Consider the following 19,731-nt stretch of genomic DNA (forward strand, 5'->3'; position numbering starts at 1 on the left):
TTTCCTTTTTAAAACAGGAATCACTCTTGCCAACAGAGTAGTTCTCATCATTGATTAATTAGAGTATAAGTTATGAAGTGGACTCCAAGGCAAGAGAAAAGTCTGTATTTTTGAAATAATTCTCTATTATTTGAGTATATGACGAAATAAAACGACTCACAGTCTTCTAAAAATCAAAAAAAAATGAAATAGTCCTTGCCTTTGAGCTAACTTCATAGAGTAGACTTTGCTTTAAAGAAAAACAAATCATTAAAAATGACAGAAGGAGAATGTGTATGAAATGTATGATAAAAATGGGGATTTTAGGAGCGGTATTGTTCGGCATCACCGCTTGTGCGAACAATGATTCAGGAGCTGGCTCCAGTAATCCGAGCAGCACGGAATCGGCAGACTTTGCCCGCTCGGTTGAACCCTCCACCGATTTAGCCAGCAAGTTTGGTAGAACATTGGTAGTGTATTTTTCTCAACCTGAAACAGAGGACCCAGATAATATGACGACTGAAGAAGACAACAGCGCAACGGTGGTCGACGGAAAGGTTCTTGGGAATGTGCAATTTGTAGGCCAAACGATTCAAGAAAACATCGGAGCGGATATTTTCCGGATTGAACCCGCAGAGCCTTATCCGACGGATCATGAAAAATTGGTTGACTTGGCTTCAAAGGAACAAGAAGACAATGTTCGACCAGCTCTAGCAGCAACGATCGATACCATTGACGAGTACGATACGATATTCGTCGGTTATCCGAATTGGTGGGGAGACATGCCGATGGTACTGTACACCTTTCTAGATGAACACGATTTGTCTGGGAAGACCGTCATACCATTCAATGTCCACGGCGGCAGCGGATTTTCCGATACGATCGCCTCCATTGCAAAAGAAGAACCAGAGGCAACCGTGGTGGAAGAAGGTTACTCAGTGAACCGCAATGACGTAGACGACAGTGAGCCGGAAATTGTAAAATGGTTGAATCGGCTGCCGTGATGGGTATGACCCTTTTTTCGCATGAAGAGACTGGCTATGCGTGTGTTTTCAAAAAAATGGGCTTATCATTAAGGGGAAAAGAAGGGAATCTGACGAGGACAATCAAAATCGATGTGTGTGGAGAAGATGTTTATATTGCCCTTTCAGAAAGGGAGGTATTTGGGAAGTGAGGATGGAAGGCAAAAGGGTCGTGCTAAGAAAGTCAGAAGAACTAACTTTTGAAGAGTTGCTTAAAGACTATAATGGTGAGATATTACAATCGGACATACAGATGATTGAGAAGATTGATCTGTAGCGTGCGTCTCTATCAAATCATTATATGTTGTTAAATCGTTAAAAGAGGATCGATGAAAGGGACATTGTTTGAAGTGCGCCCCTCCATCGATCCTTTTTCTATTATTCCAATATCTTTGGTGACTCTCCGCAAAACGCCAACACTTCATCAAAATCACGGAATATTTGTTTTGCCAACTGTTCATCCTCACGATCTAATGAAATAAAATCATTGATCTGATACACCGATAATCCCGCTCGTTTAGCAGCCAGCAGGCCATTTTTTGAATCCTCGAATACTACTATGTCTTGTTTGGAAAAGCCCGAACGTTGGACTGCCTTATTAAAAATTTCAGGATCCGGCTTGCCATTTTTATATCATCTCCGAAGGCCGAAAAGTGCAGCCGGTTCCAGACCCCGATCGACTTTAATAACTGAGTCGCTTCATCCTTATGTGAAGAAGTAGCGACACCACAGGTTACTCTTTGCGCCTCACACAAGTCGAAAAAGCGTAGTATCCCCGGTGTCAACTCAAAATGCACTTGATCGATGTATTCTTTCCGCGTCTTCATAAACGCCGTAAACAATTCCTTAAAAGGGAAATCTGCGCCGAAATAAGCCAAGAACAATTCCTCGATCTCAGTAGTCGGGCAGCCTAAAATCGTTTTGTAAAAAGTCGTATTTAGCGAATAGCCTGCCTGGCCGATCAGCTTTTCCCAGACCTGATAGTAACACTTTTCCGAATTGATCAAGGTTCCATCCATATCGAAAATCACACACTTCATTGCTTTTCTCCTTTGCCCGTTGCCATCGTTAGTAGTAGTGTATCATGAAAAAAAAGAAAAATAAGGGTTATTTTGACAAATCCTTTTTGCCAAAGCTGTCTTTAGTTTTAGTAGCAATTTCCCCTATTTCAGGTTTCGAAAATTTGACTGCATAACTAAAACGAGAGAAATAGGTTTGTACGGGCCCGCGCAACTATTTTACCTTTAGGATAAGCCAAACTGCCTTTATCCAAAGGAAGTGAGATCTCTCACGGAAAAACCAGAGATGTCCTCCGTATGTTTAGGATTTTCGTCCGTCTTTTTGGAATTCTAGTGACAGCGGCACTAAGTCTGGGGTGCTTTTTCAGACGATCGTTTGAGATGTTTTTTTGCTGGCTTTGCTTTTCGGACTTGCGAGTCAGATCATTCTGCGAGGGATGAAATAATAAATAAGCCAAGCATTTCAAATAGCAGTGAGAAGAAGCCGCAGAGTTTAGCGTCGCTATGTTTTCTTCTTTTACATTTAAGACAAAAAAACAGTCATTTAGGAAATTTCCGCTTTTTTCCGGCAGAATTTGCTACAGTGTTGATGAGTCCGAAGAGGGGGAAAGAGACAGTGATCGTTTATGCAGTTATTTTAGGGATCGTCAGCGTTTTTTTTATCGGATATAGTTATTTATTGTACCAACACAATCAGAAGGTCAAAGCAAGGATCGCTGCTGAGTATGGCAAGGCTCCGGTCTGGTCTTCGGACGAGCGGGATTATGCCAGTATGCGGCGGTATTACCAGTGTGATCCGTTGAAGGAGCCGCAGATCGACGACATCACCTGGCAGGATCTAGACATGGATCTGGTGTTCCAACGAGTAAAAAACACACAATCCAGTATCGGAGATGAATATTGCTACCGCCTATTCCGTCAGCAGCACAATTCCGACAGTGCTTATTTCGAAGCGGCTGTCCAAGCGATGCAGCAAAATGCAGAGCTGCGGCAAACGCTGCAATTTGCTTTTCACCGGATCGGCCGCAAAACAGGAAATGGTCTGATCGAACTGCTGTTGAAGCCGACAGAATTTCCAAAAATTCCAATCATTTTAATCACATTAATGACGCTATCCAATGTAGCAGCTTTGATTTGGCTGAGACTGGATCCAGACTATGGGATCTTGGCAACAACATTAGGCTTTGCGGCCTCGCTGATCTTGTTTTCAATCGTGCTGCGAAAAATTTATGCTTCTATGGTCACTTTGGGTATGTTCACTCGGATGGTGCGAGCAGCCAAACAGATCATCAAGGAAGATCCACCTGCCTTTAAACGGGAAACAGATTGTTTAAAAGCGAATCTTTCAGTGTTTAAAAATATTTCTGCATTGGCCGATTACATTATCCAAGTGTCTGGATCAAACAGTAGCCTGATGATAATCATTACTTGCTATTTTGGACTATACGGTTTTGCGTATTTTGCAGTAGTGCGAATGCTGTGCAAGCACCGCCAGCAAGCACTGGAATTGTATCGCTGCATCGGATTTGTTGAGCTATGTATTTCAACGGCCTCCTATCGAGACAGCTTGGTTTACTATTGTCAGCCTGAATTTCATGAAGAGGAACAGCTGATATTTGAAGAGATCGTCCATCCCTTGCTGAAAAAACCAGTACCGAATTCTTGTACTCTCGGCAATAAGCTTCTAATCACTGGTTCCAATGCCAGCGGAAAATCCACTTTTGCCCGTACTTTAGCCGTCAATACGATCCTTGGACAATTACTCAATACCTGTCTTGCCAAGCAATATCGGTTCCGTCCTTGCGAAGTTTATTCGTCCATGAACCTCAAGGATGATCTGACTGCAGGTGACAGTTTCTATGTTGCAGAGGTCAAATCTGTCAAACGATTGCTAGAGGTGGCTGCTGGTTCAGGTTATCCGATGATTTTTTTAGATGAACTCTTCAAAGGGACCAATGTGGTGGAACGCATCGCTGCTGCTTCTGTTATTTTGAAACGTTTTGCCTCCGAGGACTGCTTCTTGTATTTAGCTACTCATGACATGGAGCTGAGTCGAATTTTACATGACTGCTACGATAATTACCACTTTCAGGAAGTCGTAACTGCAGAAGATATTTTATTCGATTATGTGCTGAAAACCGGTGCAACTACCGGCAGCAATGCTATCAAGCTTTTGGCCCACTGCGAATATGATCCGGAGCTTGTTCGTCAAGCAGAAGCTTGTGCGGATGCGTATCGAAAGACGGGGGAGTGGGGGAAGAGCAACGTTTAAAAGAGGAAGGCCAAATGCCTTCCTCTTTTTCAATTCTTTAATAAAAACGAGAAAAAACCGAAAATTCTGACAGAACAAACATGATACACTAACTTTAAGTAATTACATACAGAAGAGTATCATGAAAAAGCTGGCTACCTTCAACCATATTCTTGATTGGAGTAATAGCTGTAAGTCTATTTTTCGTAATCGCCATTGTCAATGAATTAAGTAAAATCGAGCATGTTCGTACAGCTGCCTAACAGTAGTTTTTTTGCAAGGCGGATGTTGATTGGCATCAAAGACTCATTTTATTCGCTACCATCTGGCCCGTTATATTTGCCTAGTAACCCTTCTTTTTACGCAATCACTTTTCTTTAATACTTCCGATGACTTGATTGGAAAAAGTCACTTGTTTATTTTTCTTTTTAAAATAGATTCAACTAGTTAACAGATCTTAAAAAAGTAGGAAATCTGATTATATAGGAATGTCTCGAATGAACAATGATTCACGCGTTTACGGAAGAAAGGGAGATTGATAATCAATGATTCAATTGTATGGCATGCCTAACTGTATTTCATGCAAGAAGGCAAGTACTTGGTTGAAAAAGAAGGGTTTGGCCTTTCAGGAGAGGGATATTTCAGTTGAGCCATTGACCGAAGAAGAACTCAAACATATTCTTTCACTATCTGAAATCAGTATTGAGGAGATTATCTCCTTGCGATCCAAGGTCTATGAAAAACTAACGATCGACTTTGATCACTTATCATTTAGAGAGCTCCTGGACTACTTTAAAGAGCAACCAAACCTGTTAAGGCAACCGATCCTTATCGATTCTTTGCGATTGCAGATCGGCTTCAATGAAGAAGAGATTCAGCAATTTATCCCGCAGGAGATCCAATATACCTTGAGGGAGGATTCAGACAAAAACCTGGTGTTGTTCAGGCCAGAAACCGACTATTGATCCCTAAAAAAGGAAGGGCTTTCCCTTTCTTTTTTTGACAAAAAATCTGTTTTAACAAGTTACATTCTACTTACAGTGAAGACTTATTATTGAAGTCGGAGAAAACACTCCGCATCACCGATCACCATCCAGAAAAGTAAATATATATGCCGCAGAAGTAAGCAAATCCTCCGAAGATAAATCCAGTTGCTTCATGCCAGCTATTAAAGGCAGCACAAATCGGCGTTGCTTCAGGAGGAGTCACTGAAAAATCCGGGCACTCTCGGTGAGAATTTGCGGCGGCATCCCTCCGCAATTCAACGAAGAAGATGTTTTTCTGCTAGAAAGAGTCAATGGCATTGATTTTGAGGAACTGACTCTTTAACTAACTAAGGTACGCGAAGTGCGATAAAAAGACCGATCGTTGAGAGAAAATGAGGTGACAAGTAAGTCTTAAGTGCTGTTGCAATCAAGCATTGAGACATTCGCCGCTCTTTGTTTATAATAGGAGAAAGCGTTGAACTAAAACGACCAAAAAGGAGAGACCATTGGATAAAGAAACGATTCGTTCCCTGTCGAAGGTTGAATTGCATTGTCATTTGGACGGTTCCATCCAGTTAAGTACCTTGAGGAAATTAGCGGAAAAGGAACAATTTCCTTTAGAGAAACTGTCGAAAGCAGCAGCACCAAAAAAATGTCTGCATTTGAAGGAATACCTGGAAAGCTTCGCCGTGATTTTACCACTGCTTCAAAGTGAAGAAAATTTGGCGATCGCTGCTTATGATCTAATTGAACAGGCCCACGCGGAGGCAATCCGCTACATTGAAATCCGCTTTGCACCCAAGCTGCATCAAGAAGAAGGACTGTCCATTGAACAAGTTCTGCAGGCTGTAGTCGATGGAGTCACGCAAGCGCAGCAGCAGTTTCCTGTATATGCACAGGTGATTGTCTCTGCGATGCGCCACCACTCAGATGAAGAAAACCAGCAGCTTGTAGATGTCATTCAGTATATGAACAGTGCGGTCATTTCTGGTTTCGATTTTGCCGGTGATGAGCAGCAGCGATCGAACGACACTATCAAAGCCTGTACAGACTATGCTGCAGCAGCAGGACTGAACCTGACGCTGCACGCTGGAGAATGTGGATGTGCCCAAAACGTAGCTGCGGCGATTCGTTTAGGAGCTGCTCGCATCGGACACGGCGTGGCAATCAAGGATTCACCCTCAATCATGCAAGAGTGTGCGCAAAAAGGCACATTGCTAGAAATGTGTCCAACCAGCAACATTCAAACAAACGCGATCGAAAACTGGGAGGATTACCCTATTCGCGACTTTATGGAACAGCAGATCAACTGCTGCATCAATACGGATAATCGAACGGTTTCTCAAACAACATTGACCAACGAATTTGATCAATTGTCCAAACATTGCGGGTTAGGCTACTCTGATATGAAGCAGCTGACCCTCAATGCGATTCACGGAGCATTCGCCTCATCGCAAGTCAAGGCACAGGTTATTGATCAAATCAATACCGATTATGACAACGTGATTCTTTCAGAAAATGAATAACGCAGCCTTGTTTTCTGCTCTCCTGACTTTTAGCGGCGGGAGAGCTTTTTTGTGTTTTTCCGATTGAAAAAGAGCCGATCACTAAACATCGATCCGCTCCGGAAAAATCGGGTGGGCAGCCCACCATATTTATAAACTTTTACAAATCAGCACAAAAAAGAACCCGACCAAGAAGTTGTAAAGTAATTCACCCGTTTCCGCAGGTAGATTAAAGGGTTTCTTGGTCAAAGTGGGTCCGTATTTATTATACCAAGTCGCAGGGGCAAAGGGAATAGAGAATGGATCAAGAGTTCCCTGAGCAGAGTGACTCCACCCGGCGCCCCATCGGATGTCCCTCGCTAAACTGAATCAAATCCCACAAATTTTCGTACAAATCCTTAAAAACAGCCACTTCGCCATAGTCCGCTGATTTAGGCTCTCTGACAAATTCAATCCCTCTTTCCAGCATCGTCCGATAATCACGGTTAAAATCGTCTGTTCCTAGAAAAAGAAAGACTCTGCCACCTGCCTGATTGCCAACAAAGTCCTTTTGGATCGGCTCAGAAGCTTTCGCCAGCAAAAGCGTAGTACCGTTCGTTCCTCTTGGAGAAACCACCACCCAGCACTTGTTTTGTTCAGCCTGATAGGTATCCTCCACCAATATAAAATCCAGCTTATTCGTGTAAAAATCGATCGCTTTATCGTAGTCTTCTACGACCAAAGCAATGTGGACGATGCTTTGTTTCATGGCTGTTTCTCCTTTTCTGATTTAAAGTCTATGAGAAAATGGTTCTATAGAAAATCAGGAAATCCTATGAAAAATACCCAGTTGATGGCTTAAGAACAATCCTTAAATAAAATAGGTAAAAATTTATCATGCTGCCCTTTTAAAAAAAGTACAGCTCGTTTGAATACTGGCCGAGAATAGTACAGAAAAATCATTAGCGGGTAAAATCATAATAAAAAAATACAATAAGCCAGCAAAACATTCAAAATAATTTTCTTCAGATAAGAAAGCGAAACAGCGCTCAATTTAGTGCGGGGACACATTTCTCTTAAATCATAAAATGTTAAAAGCTAGCTATTAAGAAGAGTTACGACGATTTTTGTAACATATACTAAATGTAAAAATTAGGCAGCTTGGAAACAAGTATGGAATGGAAAGTTCATGTAGTTGGGACTATCACGTAGAAATGCTTGAATTAATAGTTAAATAAAAAAGCTCACTCTATTTTGAAAATTAAGCAGATTAGATTAAAGATTTTTGACATTAACTTTTTTTGCTTCATTTCTCCAATGTTGACCGCTTGTGAATTAGCCTTGTCAGAAACAATACGTATGGATAAAAAGTTTATGTCATTCAAAAAGCAACATTGGGCTATTGAGGCTGATTCCATGTCAACACAATCAATGTGAAATTCACTTATTAAAGTGGTTCTTTGCTCAGAAGTGGTGACGAAACCTTCACCTGTACCAAAATTACCTATTTTTAATGAAGGATCATGTTTTGAGAACAAATGAATTGCATCTTTATCGGCTTCGTAAAAGAGTTGATAAGGAAATTTAAGTTGCGATTGCTTTTTTCGAATATCGTAATGACAGTATTTCTTTCCGAGATAAATATCTGATAAAGAAGAATTAGAAGATATTCCTCCACAAATACCAATATTAAGAACCAACTCTGGAGAAAACTTTTCAAGTAGCACTTGGGTAAAAATTGAACTATTTGTTTTGCCTTGACCGGAGCACAGTAAAATAAATTGGTGGCTGACTTGATTTGATACATAAAATTTTCTGCCCAGATATTCGAATTTTTGTACGGGGGCTAGCCTGTCTATCAATGGTTGGATTTCCAGTTCCATAGCACAAACAATTCCAATTTTCATAATAGAACCTCCAAGCTTGTTTTAGAAAATTGTACCATAAAAAATAAATGAAACCTGCTAATTAAAAGTTCCGCTAACGGAGGAATTTATGAAGAAAAACGAATTAAGGAAAATGCGAAAAACAATCCTAATATTTTTAAGGAGAACTGACGTGAAAAGCAAGAACGATTGAAAATAGAAGAGCAAATCAGACTCGATGACGCTGTTGTGAAATGCACTCAAACAAGGCTTTGGCGAAAAGGTGAAGTCATAAATTAAGATATTAAGCAAAGATATTAAGCAAAGATACAGTAAGCGGAGGCATTAGAGGAGGAATGGGCGATGAAAAAGAGAATAATTTTGGTGGTTTTTTTTATGGTATTTGTATTTTTCTCTCAGCAAGCAAATGCTGGAGAAATAAATATTCCGAAAGATGTTTCCGAAAATGATTGGGCTTATGGAAGTATTATAACGAGTATTAAAGCTAATTGGATGGAATTATCCCCAGATTCAAATTTCTATCCTAATAAAGAAATGAAAAGAAGCGAGATGATTGAAACTCTAGCTAAGTTTTCAAATGCATTAATTGATTTTTCTTCTGAGGAACAGGAAATTAATGGCAAATTTATGGATGTGAATTACAAGAATGATTCGTTCGCAGCATCTTTATATTGGGCAGAAAAAAAGAAGATTGTGAATGGGGCCAATGATTCAACTTTCAAACCAAATTCAATTTTGACGAGAGCACAGATGATAGTTTTTTTAGATAATTATATCAAAAGTCAAAATTTCCAACTTCCTGACATAAATCATGGGGAAATAAATTTCCAGGATAGGAATGAAATCCCAAGTTATGCTATACAGTCTGTTGAACGGCTTTATAAAGTAGGCGTAATATCATCTAGCAATAGCAATTTTAATCCTAACGATAACTGCACAAGAAAAATGTGTGCCTCTTTTTTAGATAAATTACAGAAATCAATTAAAAATTGTACTGCTTTTCGTTTTACAGATCAAAGTGAACCGATTCCAAGCATATCAAATATCAAGCATGAAGGAGAATACTCAAAAAAAACTAAGAACCGATTAGTTTTACAATCTTATTTGGATAACACATCAAGAAAAACCGATGTAAACATTGAAATGGATAATATAACTTTTGATGACACAATTTATGTACCCTCAAATACAAAGATAAATTTCTCGAAAAATACTGAAATCAGAACACTGGGAGAGAAAAATTTTCCGATTTTTGTTTTTGCTGATAAAGAAAGAATCAAGGAATCGAAGTATGAGAAGTATGAGGGAGTTAGTGACATCGAATTCATTGGAGCAGAATCTTCTCCGCCTACGATTAATAATATGGGAAATAAAAATGTTGTTTTTGAAATGGGGCATGCGTCAAATGTTTCTATACAACAAATTAGGTTAACAAATATGTACGGGAATACTCATTTCATTGAACTAGCTGCATCAAAAGATATAAAAATAATAGGATGCTCGTTTGTTAGTCATACAATAGGAACAAAAGCAGGCAAAGAGGCCATAAATTTGGATGTTCCTGATAAAAACACAGAAGGGTTTCCTGGAAAATACAGTAGTCAAGATAATACACCAAACATAAATATTTTAATTCAAGCGAACATTTTTGAAAACTTACCATCCGCAATCGGAACGCACATGTTCACACCTGATAGTCCACATGCGAATATTGTCGTTCGAGATAACTATATTAAAAATTGTACTAGTCACGGCATTGGAATCTACAACTGGATTTCTCCAATAATTATAAATAATCATATTGAAAACATTGGAAATCCAGATGATAAAAATAATCCGGGCATGGGAATAAAAATTAATGGAGTTATTGACCCTAAAATAAGAGATAACGTCTTCATTAAAATGAACTACACAATTCGGATAAGTCCAGCTGAATATAGTAAAAATGTAAGCAATCCTGTTTTAAGTACGTATAGAAAGATCAATAACGAGATTGACTTAGAGCAAAGAATGGAGATGATAAATGGAATGTATATTTTGGAAGTGAGATATCCAAGAATAATGATTCGAGAAAGTATTTATGATGAGTATAAAAATTTTTAAATTTTTATTAGAAGACTTTAGTAACGAAAGCTATCAAGGAGGTTTTAAATATTGGAAAATAATTTAAAACAAATCACTAGTGTTGCACAAATATAGTCAGAATAATCTGAAAACTATCTCTCGCTAAAGTTTTCAAAAAGTCGAGTGCTTACGCAACGGATGAATTTTTTCCAGAAAATTTTAGTGCCTATTTAGCTGAACCCTATAAGTGACGACAACTTATCTAATCAAAATCAACCAGGTCTATATCGTTCCAGCCAAACTTCTGCGAGTTCAAAACGCAGATAATGGAAGGAGCGCTTCAGCTGAAAGAGTGTCGCTGTTGAATTCAGTTCGATCTTTATCAAATAAGTCAACAGTGTCGCAATCAGCGTAAGAATCACTTGATTGATCGCGCCTTGTTCGCTTCGTGAGTAAAGCTGCTTGATCGTCAGATTCTGTTTTAAATGCTTGAAGAACAGTTCGATCTGCCAACGTGTCTGATACATGTCGGCGATTTCAGTGGACGAAACATCAAAACGATTGGTCACGATTCGCAAGAGACGTTGCCCTTTCGTCAAAACAGTCACTAGTCGAAAACGTTCGGTGACATGATTATTTCCACCGCCTAAAATGACGTGCTGGTCACTGATGATTTGGCCATCTGTCGTCTTTCGATGGGTAGGTTCAATTTGTTCTAAGACGGTGATCGTCGTATTGGATTTTGTCCGTGTCACAAAGAAATGGCCGTCATTGTGCAAGCGGTCAAGCAGCTTGTAATCAAAATAGCCACGGTCTACGACATAGGTGGATTCCGTTTTATCCACCAAGCATTCGAAGTGATTCCGGTCATGTTCTTCGGCATTGGTGATCGTAAAACGCTCTGGATATTGAGTGTCTCTATCCAGATAACAGAGGTTCAAATGAAGCTTGATGCCTGCTTTTGTTTTCCGAAACGTTGCCCATGGAAATCGGGTTTTGTTCAGTGGAATCGTGGTCGAATCAACGAGTTGAAGACTTGTTGTTTTCGAACTGGGTCGTTCTTTCGATACTTTCCGAGACAACTGTGTAAAGATCTCCATTAGAACATCTTGACTAATTTCAGCGGTTTTACGAGAGAGTGAGCTATAGCACAGAGACTCAATCTCGATTTCTTTACAGAGTCTGCGATCCATAAAAGCACGATCCATTTCGCGAAAGCTTGGTAGTTCTTCATAAACGGCGTGTAACAGAATTTTGATTGCGGTGGTGAAATCCAGTTTTTACTATACGAATCAAATTGAAGAATCCAATTTTTGGCTTCTTTAGATAATTCGTCAAATTTAATTGCGGAAAACCATTTCTGAAAAGATGTTTTTGCGTTATACTTATCCATGCGTTGGTCCTTTTTATTGGTCTTGGATAAGTCATCCAAGAGTAGTATAAAGGACTTTTTTGTTGTTGGATAGCGGTAAATCAAGGATTTAGTGATTGGGAATTCTTTGCAACACTAGTGAAAACAAATAAAAAAAGAAATACAAAATTTATTATCTACTTTAAGTTGCGAGCGCAGAGCTTCTGATGAGGGCGAAAGAGCGATCAGAAATTCAGGGAAAGTGAAATGGTATCAGCGAAACAGAATGAAGTTGGAACGGCATTATATAAGTCGAACTGTTGCATTGAACTTTGCTTACGAGCAAGCAAAACATCTGGAATATGTAATAGACGAAATGTTTGAGGAGATGGAGGATGGCGAATGATACCGAAATTTAGAGGAGATGTCACGATGGCGGTTGGATTCATGGTAGTTGCGTTAAGTTTGATGAAAATACTTGCTTCATCATGCCAGAGTTTGGCGGTGCTTCTACACTCTCATATGCACAAATATTTAATCATACAGCCCAGTACGTTGATATTGAGACAATAGGACAATCAACTGGCCTTAAGGACAAGAATGGTACTGAGATTTATGTAGGCGATATTATCACAATCATCGATGATGAGGAAAAAGACACTGGTTTTGGTTGGAATGAAGAAGTCATCCTTCACAACGGTGCTTTTATGGCTGGTGATGACAATTTACTTGTGAATGTAAATTTCCGCAGTGTTATAGCCAATAACATCCACGAAATAAAGTTCCGCTAACCACGACTATCAAAGAGTAAATTTGAAGTATTATTTTTATTATTGATCATACAAAAAAGAGTTGATAATTTATCAACTCAAATAGTTATTCTGTAGGAGTATTATTATCAAAAAGCGTCGTACTCTCTGGATACATCTTGTAAATTTCGTGCCAAACAAGTGTTACATCGCCATAGCCAGATTCTTCTAGCCTTTGCTGCGCACGATCTGCTGCAATTTGATAGTCAGATTGAGATAAGCTGTCAACAAAAGCTGGATCAAATTTTCCACCCATAATCATATCATTTCTTTGATCAGGAGTCATCCAATTATTTACTACTGGTGTCTCCGCATTTTGAGCAGGTTGTTCAACAGCAGGTGTTTGCGGTGTCTGGTTCGACTGGTTTGGATCGACATAAGCCGCCTCGGGTGTTTGTACTTGTTGCTGATTTTGGCTAGGCTGTTCAGTTGGCGACGTTTCTGGTGTTTGAATAGATTGTGACGAACTAGACTGCTTTGATTCAGCAGCTTTGGTGGAAGACTCCTTTTTCTTTTTGATTGTTGTGCTTACGGTAGTTTCTTTTGACTTGGTAGTTGAAGCATCCTTTTTAGTATTACAAGCGGACAAAGAAAGAAGTGACAGCGACAACAATAGAATAGTCATTAACTTTTTCATGATACCCTCCCGATTTATGTCTTGTAACACAATTGTAACATTTGAAACGGATTTGTAAAGTGGTTTTAGTAAAAAAGTTTTCAATGAATCAATTTAGTGTGAGAAGGGTAAATTCTGAAAAAAATCTGCAAACTCAGCCTATCAAGAAGGTATTTATGAATAAACAAGAAATTATTGATGGAATAAAAAGAATGCAAACTAACGCTATCAAGCGAAGCTCTGTTATTTCGAATCATTTATATGCGGAAGGATTGGCCGATGGTTGTTCTGACTGCATTAAATTTGTCGAACTACTAGACGAACCTCAGAAAGTCAAAGTGCCAGCAATCATCTATATGTGGCTTGATTATTGTAAATGGAATAACTATCCATTGAGGGCTGCTATGGATGAAGGCAATATGCGGAGTTATCAAAGAGCTACTGATCGAGAGGGTTTGCCAAAATGGTTTGAAAGCAAGGAGAACCAAGACTTGTTTTCACAGGCTTGATCAAATGGTTATGAAGAGGAGGAACCAAAATATTCAGTAATGGTTGCTGGAAAATATCTTATAAAAATGTTTCATGGCAGGCAGGATCACAAATTTGTCAGTCAAGCTGAATTGGAATTTTGGCATAGCAGTGCATACAAATTAACTCAGAAGGAAATCAAATCAATCGACGAACGTTACTGGCAGTTCGCAGTGTCAGTCGAGAAAGTGTAGGTGTGATAATGGAAGAGAATATCACGATTGAGTTCGTCAGAAATTGGATAGAGAAGCATCATTTAACAAGAAAATCGTATGAGTCAGTATTGACAGATGCGCTGACTAATAACGGACATTACTACATTGACAATCCATATTTGAGAGATTGGATCAGAGAAAATACTGGAAAGTTTAGAAACATATTGCCATATGAACTTAACGAAAACCAGCAGATAGTTCTCGAGTGGTTGAAAGAAATGTTCACCGATACAGGTGATGGCTATTTTAGTGTTATTGGTTATCTTGCAAATCCAACGACCAGAGAAGACGAACAGGATGTCGCCTATATTGCTCTATCTCGTTTGAATAATCTAGAAGAGATTCACGTCCCAGCAGCGTTCGCGGAATGAGGGCTCTCAATTGAAAAAAGCGATTAGAATTTTAGAAAGCTGTCTAGCATTTAGAGCAAAAGGATTTGAGCGAAAAGGTATTGAAAAGGCAATTCAAATTTTGAAAGAGGGGGTTAAATAGTGGGATTAATCACTCAACAACCAAACGGTAAGTATACGCGAATAAGCTATGTAGTCGATGCGCCAACACATTGGAATTGGACAGAGGAAGGATTAAGCAAATATTTACATGAAACAAATTAGTATGACTTTGAGGGACAAACGGTTGATGAGTGGATGGAACGGTGGGGCAGAAGTTTCGAGACTGCTAAGAACTATATCCCTGACATAAATCTGACAGAAAAAGAAATTGAAGATTGGTTGAAAGAGGTGGCGGAATGATTCATGCAGCCGAAATCGCTGAGAAACGAGTAGAAGCAATTGATGAAGACGAAATCAGCGATATCCTATATGATTTTGCTATAACTTGGTGCAGTGATGAGTTATCGGCTGAAAAAGAAATTGAATTTGCTCATAAAATTATCGATCTGATTATGTAAATAGATCCGGTAACCGAAGCCATCACCTAGGTTTGAAAAGGAGATAAGTATGAATAGAGCATAAGTTACGAATAGCTTGAGCGACTTGGTTAGAAAAAAATACCAAGTAATTGTAATTTTTGGGCATAAATAGTAACCAAATGCGAATCCACAGTTTAAGTTTGGCAGATACACGTAGAAAGTTGTTTGATGTACCGGAGGAAAAGTTCATGTTACATGGAATATGTAGGATGACTTTATTGTTTTGAGAAGCTAAACTAATTGGAAGCTTTAACAGAAAAATCCAAGCAATTCCTTAAAAGTCATCGCAATTGGAACAGATCAAACGGCAAAAGTACAAGGTAAAGAGTATAAATCTTAAATGATTATGAAGCATCATGTAAAGGAAACTTGACAAAAACTGAATAAAGAAGTTATACTATGTGTAAAGGAAGCTTGTCAAAAATGAGAGGATCGAATTGTGAAAAATAGAGTGGAAGAGTTGAGAAAGGCACGCAAATTGAACCAAGACCAGTTTGCAAAAGCGATACGAGTCTCAAGGCAGACGGTTAGTTCCATTGAAACGGGCAAATACAATCCATCTTTAGAGTTGGCCTTTGCCATTTCAGATTTTTTTGACCTGTCTATTGAAGAAATTTTTATCAATGAGAGGAGTGCTGAAAAATGAAAAGAAATACACTGAGGGGTGGATTCTTGTACGTCCTTGTTGGGGTCATCTTTTTGCTGTGTGGAATTTTTCTAGATACAAAACTAAATAGCCTATTTTGGGGATTTGCAGGGGCTGGGATCATTCCTGGTCTAGCCATGATCTGTAAATATGTTTACTGGACACGTCCTCAAAACGTTGAAAAGTATGTCGAGAAGATGGATGAAGAAAAAATCAACCTGCGGGATGAACGCAAAGAAAAATTTAGAAACTTATCTGGTCGATATGCGTACCTATTGGGATTGATCACTATTTGTATTTCAATCGTAGTTTTTTCTATACTATCGTCTTTAGGGGTTATTCAAAATTCAAAAATCTTACTTTTCTATTTGGGCGGATATGTGATTTTTCAGTATGTCGCAGGGATTCTTATCTTCAAACATCTTGATAAAAAGTATTAAACTAAAAAATTGAGTATCTTTGAAAAGACCGGAAGAATCGATTGTGCAAGAGAAAAGACACGATTGTGAATGGGCAGCGTGGGAAAACGAATCTGATTCCACTAACGACGGATTGTACGGACAAGGAAGGAAAATATGAAAAAAACCATCTAAAAACATAGATGGTTTCAAATCGGTTAGTCAAACAAACTAATTTGTTTCTTTTAGCTTTTTGAAGGTAATCAAGGTGGCAGCTTTAACTTGCATAGAAGTGGACATATACGAATAGGTAACTAAATCCCAACCCTCTTGTGCACGTTTGTTAATCAATTGATCCAGTTCTAATAAATCGCCTTCCTCTGCTTTGTCCGTTAACCATTTAGTTTTTGTCGATAGAATTTCTGATTTGTACTCATACATGATAAAACCTCCTGATTTATTATGTTCACATAATAGCAAGAAAAAAATGAAGAAGGCACGTTTTTTCTTAAGTGGTAGAAATTAGGGCCTGAACTGCTCAAATTTATGTTGAACCATTAATGGGTACATGAACAACTAACAGAGCGTTTCCATTTAAAGACCGAAAGTGAAGAAAAAACATGAGTAACATGATCTTTTAGTCGTTTGTAAATTTTTTTATCCAAACACAACTCCCGAATAGTCTAAAATTGCATGGATCAAAACTGGAACAAATAGAGTACCGCTCTTTTTATAAGCGAAAGCAAACAAAGCGCTACCCAAAATTCCTTGACCCAATAAATCATTGGAAATTTTAGCGATTAAGTCTGCAAAGGAACCGTTGGAAATAATGGTTGGCATAATGCTGTGCATAGCGCCGAAAAGCAAACCGCTAATGACAATTCCCGTTAGGAAATTAGATTGTTGCTCAATTTGTGTAAAGAGGAATCCTCTAAACATAAATTCTTCTGCGAAGGCGACAACTACCAGATAAAAGTAGGCTAAATAAATCCCTTTGATAGTGAAATCTCCATGAGCCAAGAACATAATCACATAGACTGCTAGCAATAGCAGAGTAACCAAACGAGATTGATTCGTGATTCCTACTATAGCCAAGGATTTTTTATTCATCCATATCAAACCAAGAATGACGAAGACAAATGATAGATTTACAACAGCGTCCATAAAAAATTTGAATCCAACATTTTGTGGAGTGATATCATTTAAAGAAATGAACCAACCTTTACTCCATAAAAAGGAAGCACAAATATAAAAAAACAAGCCATAAAGAAATGTCAGACCCACAGCACCAAATACGATTTTTTTAGATTTCATTGTTTCCCTCCGTTTTTCGTATAACGCATTCCACATTGATAATCTGATGAGACTATGGAACCTTGAAATGATGGATCAGCGATTCCTGTTGGACTCAAAAGACATCTGCCAATTTTAAGCGGTTAGAAAAGTTAAGATCGAGAATATGAAGAATAGAGGAAGCTCGAATTTTATTCCTATGACCCGGATTTTATTTCCAAATGCTCGTTCTGATCTGCGTGCAGACTCATGCCTATATTTTTAAGCTAATCGGTTGTCCGTGCCAAAAAAAGTCCATTATTGTAACGAAGGAAGAGTGAAATGAACCAAACGAGCTTTGATATGATTGCCATAGATGAGGAAAATTGATGAAGCCCTTTTACGATCATAAGCCTCCTGAAAAAGTATTTATGTAATTATATCGTATGCTTGAGTAAATACTCAACTGGTTTTAAGAGTCGCTAAACGCTATTCGTGCAGTTCAGCATCCTTTGAGTTGCATTAAACTGCCCTAGGGTACTAATTAAACTGAATAATTTTGTGGCAATGGATCAAAGGACTGTCGATAATCAGAATGCAACAGTTGCCGAAGATAATCGACCAAAAGTGAAAGAGTTCAGTGATTCTTCACCACAGAAAACCGATAAAGAGATGGCAGGACTAAGAGGTCAAATAGAAAAAATAAAGCCCGAAAAAAGCGCTGAACAATGATAAGACTGAGTTAGAGTTATGGAAAACAATAGATGCAACGTTCATACAGATGGAGTTATTCTCTCTGAAAAAAGAAGCGATGAAACTGATTAGCGGGGTTTTTGTATTCCTTCTTCAAAAATGCTAAAATAAGAACATAAGTTCGATAGCGAACCAATTTCCGCTAGGAGGATGTGTGATGAGACAAGGGTCGATTTTTGAAAAATCAAGAGAAAAGAGTGAACCACTGGCTACTCGGGTACGACCAGAAACGCTGGACGAATTTGTAGGGCAGGGCCATTTGCTAGGCGAAGGGAAGCTGTTGAGAGATATCATTGAAAACGATCGTGTCTCATCCATGATCTTTTGGGGGCCACCGGGTGTCGGCAAGACGACCTTGGCTCGGATTATTGCCAATCAGACGGAATCGGAGTTTATCAATTTCAGCGCCGTTACCAGCGGTATCAAAGAAATAAAAGTCGTGATGAAGGATGCGGAGCAGAATCTGACGTTTGGTGTAAAAACAATCGTCTTTGTCGATGAGATCCATCGTTTCAATAAAGCTCAGCAGGATGCCTTTTTACCTTATGTCGAGAATGGCAGCATTATTCTGATTGGTGCCACCACCGAGAATCCGTCATTTGAGATTAACTCGGCTTTGCTCTCCAGAAGCAAAGTCTTTGTCTTAAATCAATTAGAAGAAAACGACATTGTACAGCTGCTGAAGCAGGCGATTGCCAGCCAACGAGGTTTTCCTAGTCTGACCGTTAAAACGGACGACGAGGTTTTGAATTCTATCGCCTCATATGCCAACGGCGATGCGCGCGTGGCCTTGAACGCGTTGGAGATGGCTGTTTTAAATGGGGATAAAAATGGAGATACTGTCTCCCTGAAGCAGGACAAGCTGCTGGATCTGATCGAGAGAAAATCGTTTCTCTATGATAAAAATGGCGAGGAACACTACAATGTGATTTCTGCCTTGCACAAGTCGATGCGAAACAGTGATGTTGATGCGGCGATCTATTGGTTGGCGCGCATGGTGGAATCTGGCGAAGATCCTTTGTACATCGCCAGACGGCTGGTGCGTTTTGCCAGTGAGGACATTGGGCTGGCCGATATTCGAGCACTGGAGTTAGCCAACACTGTTTTTCAATCCTGTCAGTTTTTGGGGATGCCTGAGTGTAATGTCCATCTGACGCAGGCTGTCATCTATTTGTCCTTGGCACCAAAGTCGAATGCGGTAGATGCGGCCTATCATCGGGCCAAAAAGGATGTTTATGAGACCTTCAACGAACCGGTTCCTTTGGTCATCCGCAATGCACCGACACAATTAATGAAGGATCTGCGCTATGGTGAGGATTACCAATATGCCCATGATACCGAGGACAAGCTGACCTCAATGAAGACGATGCCGCCGTCCTTGGAAGGGCATCAGTACTATTTGCCAACGATGCAGGGGAATGAAAAACGTTTCAAGGAACGCAAGGAAGCGATCGAGAAATGGCATTCTGAGCATGATCAATAAAACAGAATAAATAGGGAAAGACTGGTCGGTGGATCAGT

At 39.2% G+C, this 19,731-nt stretch carries 20 protein-coding genes and 1 pseudogene; 13 read left to right on the forward strand and 8 right to left on the reverse strand.

What is annotated here, in order from left to right; all coding sequences use genetic code 11:
- The first annotated feature begins 275 nt into the window (after window positions 1–275).
- The gene (locus NRIC_RS04670; protein WP_227873735.1) at window positions 276–983 is read left to right on the forward strand and encodes a flavodoxin; all 708 of its coding nucleotides are present in this window, start codon (window positions 276–278) and stop codon (window positions 981–983) included.
- A 396-nt stretch (window positions 984–1,379) separates the two neighbouring features.
- Here the strand turns inward: NRIC_RS04670 and NRIC_RS19825 are convergent, their stop codons facing one another.
- Window positions 1,380–1,607: an HAD-IA family hydrolase gene (locus NRIC_RS19825; protein WP_146621550.1), complete on the reverse strand. Its 228-nt coding sequence runs from the start codon at window positions 1,605–1,607 to the stop codon at window positions 1,380–1,382.
- Window positions 1,559–2,041, reverse strand: coding sequence for an HAD family hydrolase (locus NRIC_RS04680; protein WP_146621551.1), 483 nt, complete (start codon window positions 2,039–2,041; stop codon window positions 1,559–1,561). Before NRIC_RS04680 ends, NRIC_RS19825 begins: the two co-directional genes overlap by 49 nt.
- Before the next feature lie 595 nt (window positions 2,042–2,636).
- Between NRIC_RS04680 and NRIC_RS04685 the strand changes: the two genes are divergently transcribed.
- The 3 genes from NRIC_RS04685 (at window position 2,637) to add (ending at window position 6,783) form a co-directional block, all read left to right on the forward strand.
- Window positions 2,637–4,292: a MutS-related protein gene (locus NRIC_RS04685; protein WP_227873736.1), complete on the forward strand. Its 1,656-nt coding sequence runs from the start codon at window positions 2,637–2,639 to the stop codon at window positions 4,290–4,292.
- Between the two features lie 524 nt (window positions 4,293–4,816).
- Window positions 4,817–5,236, forward strand: coding sequence for a Spx/MgsR family RNA polymerase-binding regulatory protein (locus NRIC_RS04690; protein WP_146621552.1), 420 nt, complete (start codon window positions 4,817–4,819; stop codon window positions 5,234–5,236).
- Window positions 5,237–5,763: 527 nt separating this feature from the next.
- Complete coding sequence (gene add, locus NRIC_RS04695) at window positions 5,764–6,783, forward strand: adenosine deaminase (RefSeq protein ID WP_146621553.1); 1,020 nt, start codon at window positions 5,764–5,766, stop codon at window positions 6,781–6,783.
- A 283-nt stretch (window positions 6,784–7,066) separates the two neighbouring features.
- On the opposite strand, the gene NRIC_RS04700 is transcribed toward add, so the two are convergent.
- Together NRIC_RS04700 and NRIC_RS04705 are read right to left on the reverse strand one after the other, a co-directional pair.
- Window positions 7,067–7,510 carry a VOC family protein gene (locus NRIC_RS04700; protein WP_146621554.1) on the reverse strand — a complete coding sequence of 148 codons (444 nt, stop codon included), beginning with the start codon at window positions 7,508–7,510 and terminating at the stop codon, window positions 7,067–7,069.
- 475 nt (window positions 7,511–7,985) lie between these two features.
- Window positions 7,986–8,648 (reverse strand): 5'-methylthioadenosine/S-adenosylhomocysteine nucleosidase, encoded by a 663-nt coding sequence (locus tag NRIC_RS04705; RefSeq protein ID WP_146621555.1) that lies wholly within the window; start codon window positions 8,646–8,648, stop codon window positions 7,986–7,988.
- 321 nt (window positions 8,649–8,969) lie between these two features.
- Between NRIC_RS04705 and NRIC_RS04710 the strand changes: the two genes are divergently transcribed.
- The gene (locus tag NRIC_RS04710; RefSeq protein ID WP_146621556.1) at window positions 8,970–10,730 is read left to right on the forward strand and encodes an S-layer homology domain-containing protein; all 1,761 of its coding nucleotides are present in this window, start codon (window positions 8,970–8,972) and stop codon (window positions 10,728–10,730) included.
- A 233-nt stretch (window positions 10,731–10,963) separates the two neighbouring features.
- On the opposite strand, the gene NRIC_RS04715 is transcribed toward NRIC_RS04710, so the two are convergent.
- Entirely contained in the window at window positions 10,964–11,968 is a 1,005-nt protein-coding gene (locus tag NRIC_RS04715; protein WP_227873741.1) for an IS4 family transposase, read from the reverse strand.
- 562 nt (window positions 11,969–12,530) lie between these two features.
- On the opposite strand from NRIC_RS04715, the gene NRIC_RS04720 reads away from it, so the two are divergent.
- Entirely contained in the window at window positions 12,531–12,833 is a 303-nt protein-coding gene (locus NRIC_RS04720) for a YopX family protein (RefSeq protein WP_146621557.1), read from the forward strand.
- Between the two features lie 85 nt (window positions 12,834–12,918).
- Here NRIC_RS04720 and NRIC_RS04725 read toward each other — a convergent pair whose 3' ends face one another.
- Complete coding sequence (locus tag NRIC_RS04725) at window positions 12,919–13,488, reverse strand: hypothetical protein (protein ID WP_146621558.1); 570 nt, start codon at window positions 13,486–13,488, stop codon at window positions 12,919–12,921.
- A 155-nt stretch (window positions 13,489–13,643) separates the two neighbouring features.
- Here NRIC_RS04725 and NRIC_RS04730 point away from each other — a divergent pair, with 155 nt between their 5' ends.
- The 6 genes and pseudogenes from NRIC_RS04730 (at window position 13,644) to NRIC_RS04750 (ending at window position 16,227) form a co-directional block, all read left to right on the forward strand.
- On the forward strand, window positions 13,644–13,976 hold the full coding sequence (locus NRIC_RS04730) for a hypothetical protein (protein ID WP_146621559.1): 333 nt from the start codon (window positions 13,644–13,646) through the stop codon (window positions 13,974–13,976).
- Window positions 13,977–13,991: 15 nt separating this feature from the next.
- A pseudogene (locus NRIC_RS19830) lies at window positions 13,992–14,189 on the forward strand (DUF1642 domain-containing protein); the annotation flags it as partial.
- A gap of 8 nt (window positions 14,190–14,197) precedes the next feature.
- Complete coding sequence (locus tag NRIC_RS04740; protein WP_146621561.1) at window positions 14,198–14,581, forward strand: hypothetical protein; 384 nt, start codon at window positions 14,198–14,200, stop codon at window positions 14,579–14,581.
- A gap of 377 nt (window positions 14,582–14,958) precedes the next feature.
- Window positions 14,959–15,120 (forward strand): hypothetical protein, encoded by a 162-nt coding sequence (locus tag NRIC_RS19225; RefSeq protein ID WP_175580003.1) that lies wholly within the window; start codon window positions 14,959–14,961, stop codon window positions 15,118–15,120.
- A gap of 460 nt (window positions 15,121–15,580) precedes the next feature.
- Window positions 15,581–15,787, forward strand: coding sequence for a helix-turn-helix transcriptional regulator (locus NRIC_RS04745; RefSeq protein ID WP_146621562.1), 207 nt, complete (start codon window positions 15,581–15,583; stop codon window positions 15,785–15,787).
- Window positions 15,784–16,227, forward strand: a complete 444-nt coding sequence (locus tag NRIC_RS04750; protein WP_146621563.1) for a hypothetical protein — start codon at window positions 15,784–15,786, stop codon at window positions 16,225–16,227. The genes NRIC_RS04745 and NRIC_RS04750 overlap by 4 nt, the downstream gene beginning before the upstream one ends.
- Before the next feature lie 189 nt (window positions 16,228–16,416).
- Here NRIC_RS04750 and NRIC_RS04755 read toward each other — a convergent pair whose 3' ends face one another.
- Both NRIC_RS04755 and NRIC_RS04760 read right to left on the reverse strand, forming a co-directional pair.
- Window positions 16,417–16,626, reverse strand: a complete 210-nt coding sequence (locus NRIC_RS04755) for a DUF4177 domain-containing protein (protein WP_146621564.1) — start codon at window positions 16,624–16,626, stop codon at window positions 16,417–16,419.
- A gap of 216 nt (window positions 16,627–16,842) precedes the next feature.
- On the reverse strand, window positions 16,843–17,499 hold the full coding sequence (locus tag NRIC_RS04760; RefSeq protein WP_175580004.1) for a CPBP family intramembrane glutamic endopeptidase: 657 nt from the start codon (window positions 17,497–17,499) through the stop codon (window positions 16,843–16,845).
- Between the two features lie 868 nt (window positions 17,500–18,367).
- On the opposite strand from NRIC_RS04760, the gene NRIC_RS04765 reads away from it, so the two are divergent.
- Window positions 18,368–19,693, forward strand: a complete 1,326-nt coding sequence (locus tag NRIC_RS04765; protein WP_146621566.1) for a replication-associated recombination protein A — start codon at window positions 18,368–18,370, stop codon at window positions 19,691–19,693.
- Window positions 19,694–19,731 lie beyond the last annotated feature (38 nt).

The sequence above is a fragment of the Enterococcus florum genome (assembly GCF_004309355.1).
Lineage (GTDB): Bacteria > Bacillota > Bacilli > Lactobacillales > Enterococcaceae > Enterococcus_A > Enterococcus_A florum.

Coding starts and splice junctions, on each gene's coding strand:
- NRIC_RS04725 (WP_146621558.1), bottom strand. CDS start 13,488: ATGAAAAAGTTAATGACTATTCTATTGTTGTCGCTGTCACTTCTTTCT.
- NRIC_RS04765 (WP_146621566.1), top strand. CDS start 18,368: ATGAGACAAGGGTCGATTTTTGAAAAATCAAGAGAAAAGAGTGAACCA.
- NRIC_RS04680 (WP_146621551.1), bottom strand. CDS start 2,041: ATGAAGTGTGTGATTTTCGATATGGATGGAACCTTGATCAATTCGGAA.
- NRIC_RS04760 (WP_175580004.1), bottom strand. CDS start 17,499: ATGAAATCTAAAAAAATCGTATTTGGTGCTGTGGGTCTGACATTTCTT.
- NRIC_RS04750 (WP_146621563.1), top strand. CDS start 15,784: ATGAAAAGAAATACACTGAGGGGTGGATTCTTGTACGTCCTTGTTGGG.
- NRIC_RS04670 (WP_227873735.1), top strand. CDS start 276: ATGAAATGTATGATAAAAATGGGGATTTTAGGAGCGGTATTGTTCGGC.
- NRIC_RS19225 (WP_175580003.1), top strand. CDS start 14,959: ATGATTCATGCAGCCGAAATCGCTGAGAAACGAGTAGAAGCAATTGAT.
- NRIC_RS04690 (WP_146621552.1), top strand. CDS start 4,817: ATGATTCAATTGTATGGCATGCCTAACTGTATTTCATGCAAGAAGGCA.
- NRIC_RS04710 (WP_146621556.1), top strand. CDS start 8,970: ATGAAAAAGAGAATAATTTTGGTGGTTTTTTTTATGGTATTTGTATTT.
- NRIC_RS04755 (WP_146621564.1), bottom strand. CDS start 16,626: ATGTATGAGTACAAATCAGAAATTCTATCGACAAAAACTAAATGGTTA.
- NRIC_RS04720 (WP_146621557.1), top strand. CDS start 12,531: ATGCCAGAGTTTGGCGGTGCTTCTACACTCTCATATGCACAAATATTT.
- NRIC_RS04740 (WP_146621561.1), top strand. CDS start 14,198: ATGGAAGAGAATATCACGATTGAGTTCGTCAGAAATTGGATAGAGAAG.
- NRIC_RS04700 (WP_146621554.1), bottom strand. CDS start 7,510: ATGAAACAAAGCATCGTCCACATTGCTTTGGTCGTAGAAGACTACGAT.
- NRIC_RS04730 (WP_146621559.1), top strand. CDS start 13,644: ATGAATAAACAAGAAATTATTGATGGAATAAAAAGAATGCAAACTAAC.
- NRIC_RS04705 (WP_146621555.1), bottom strand. CDS start 8,648: ATGAAAATTGGAATTGTTTGTGCTATGGAACTGGAAATCCAACCATTG.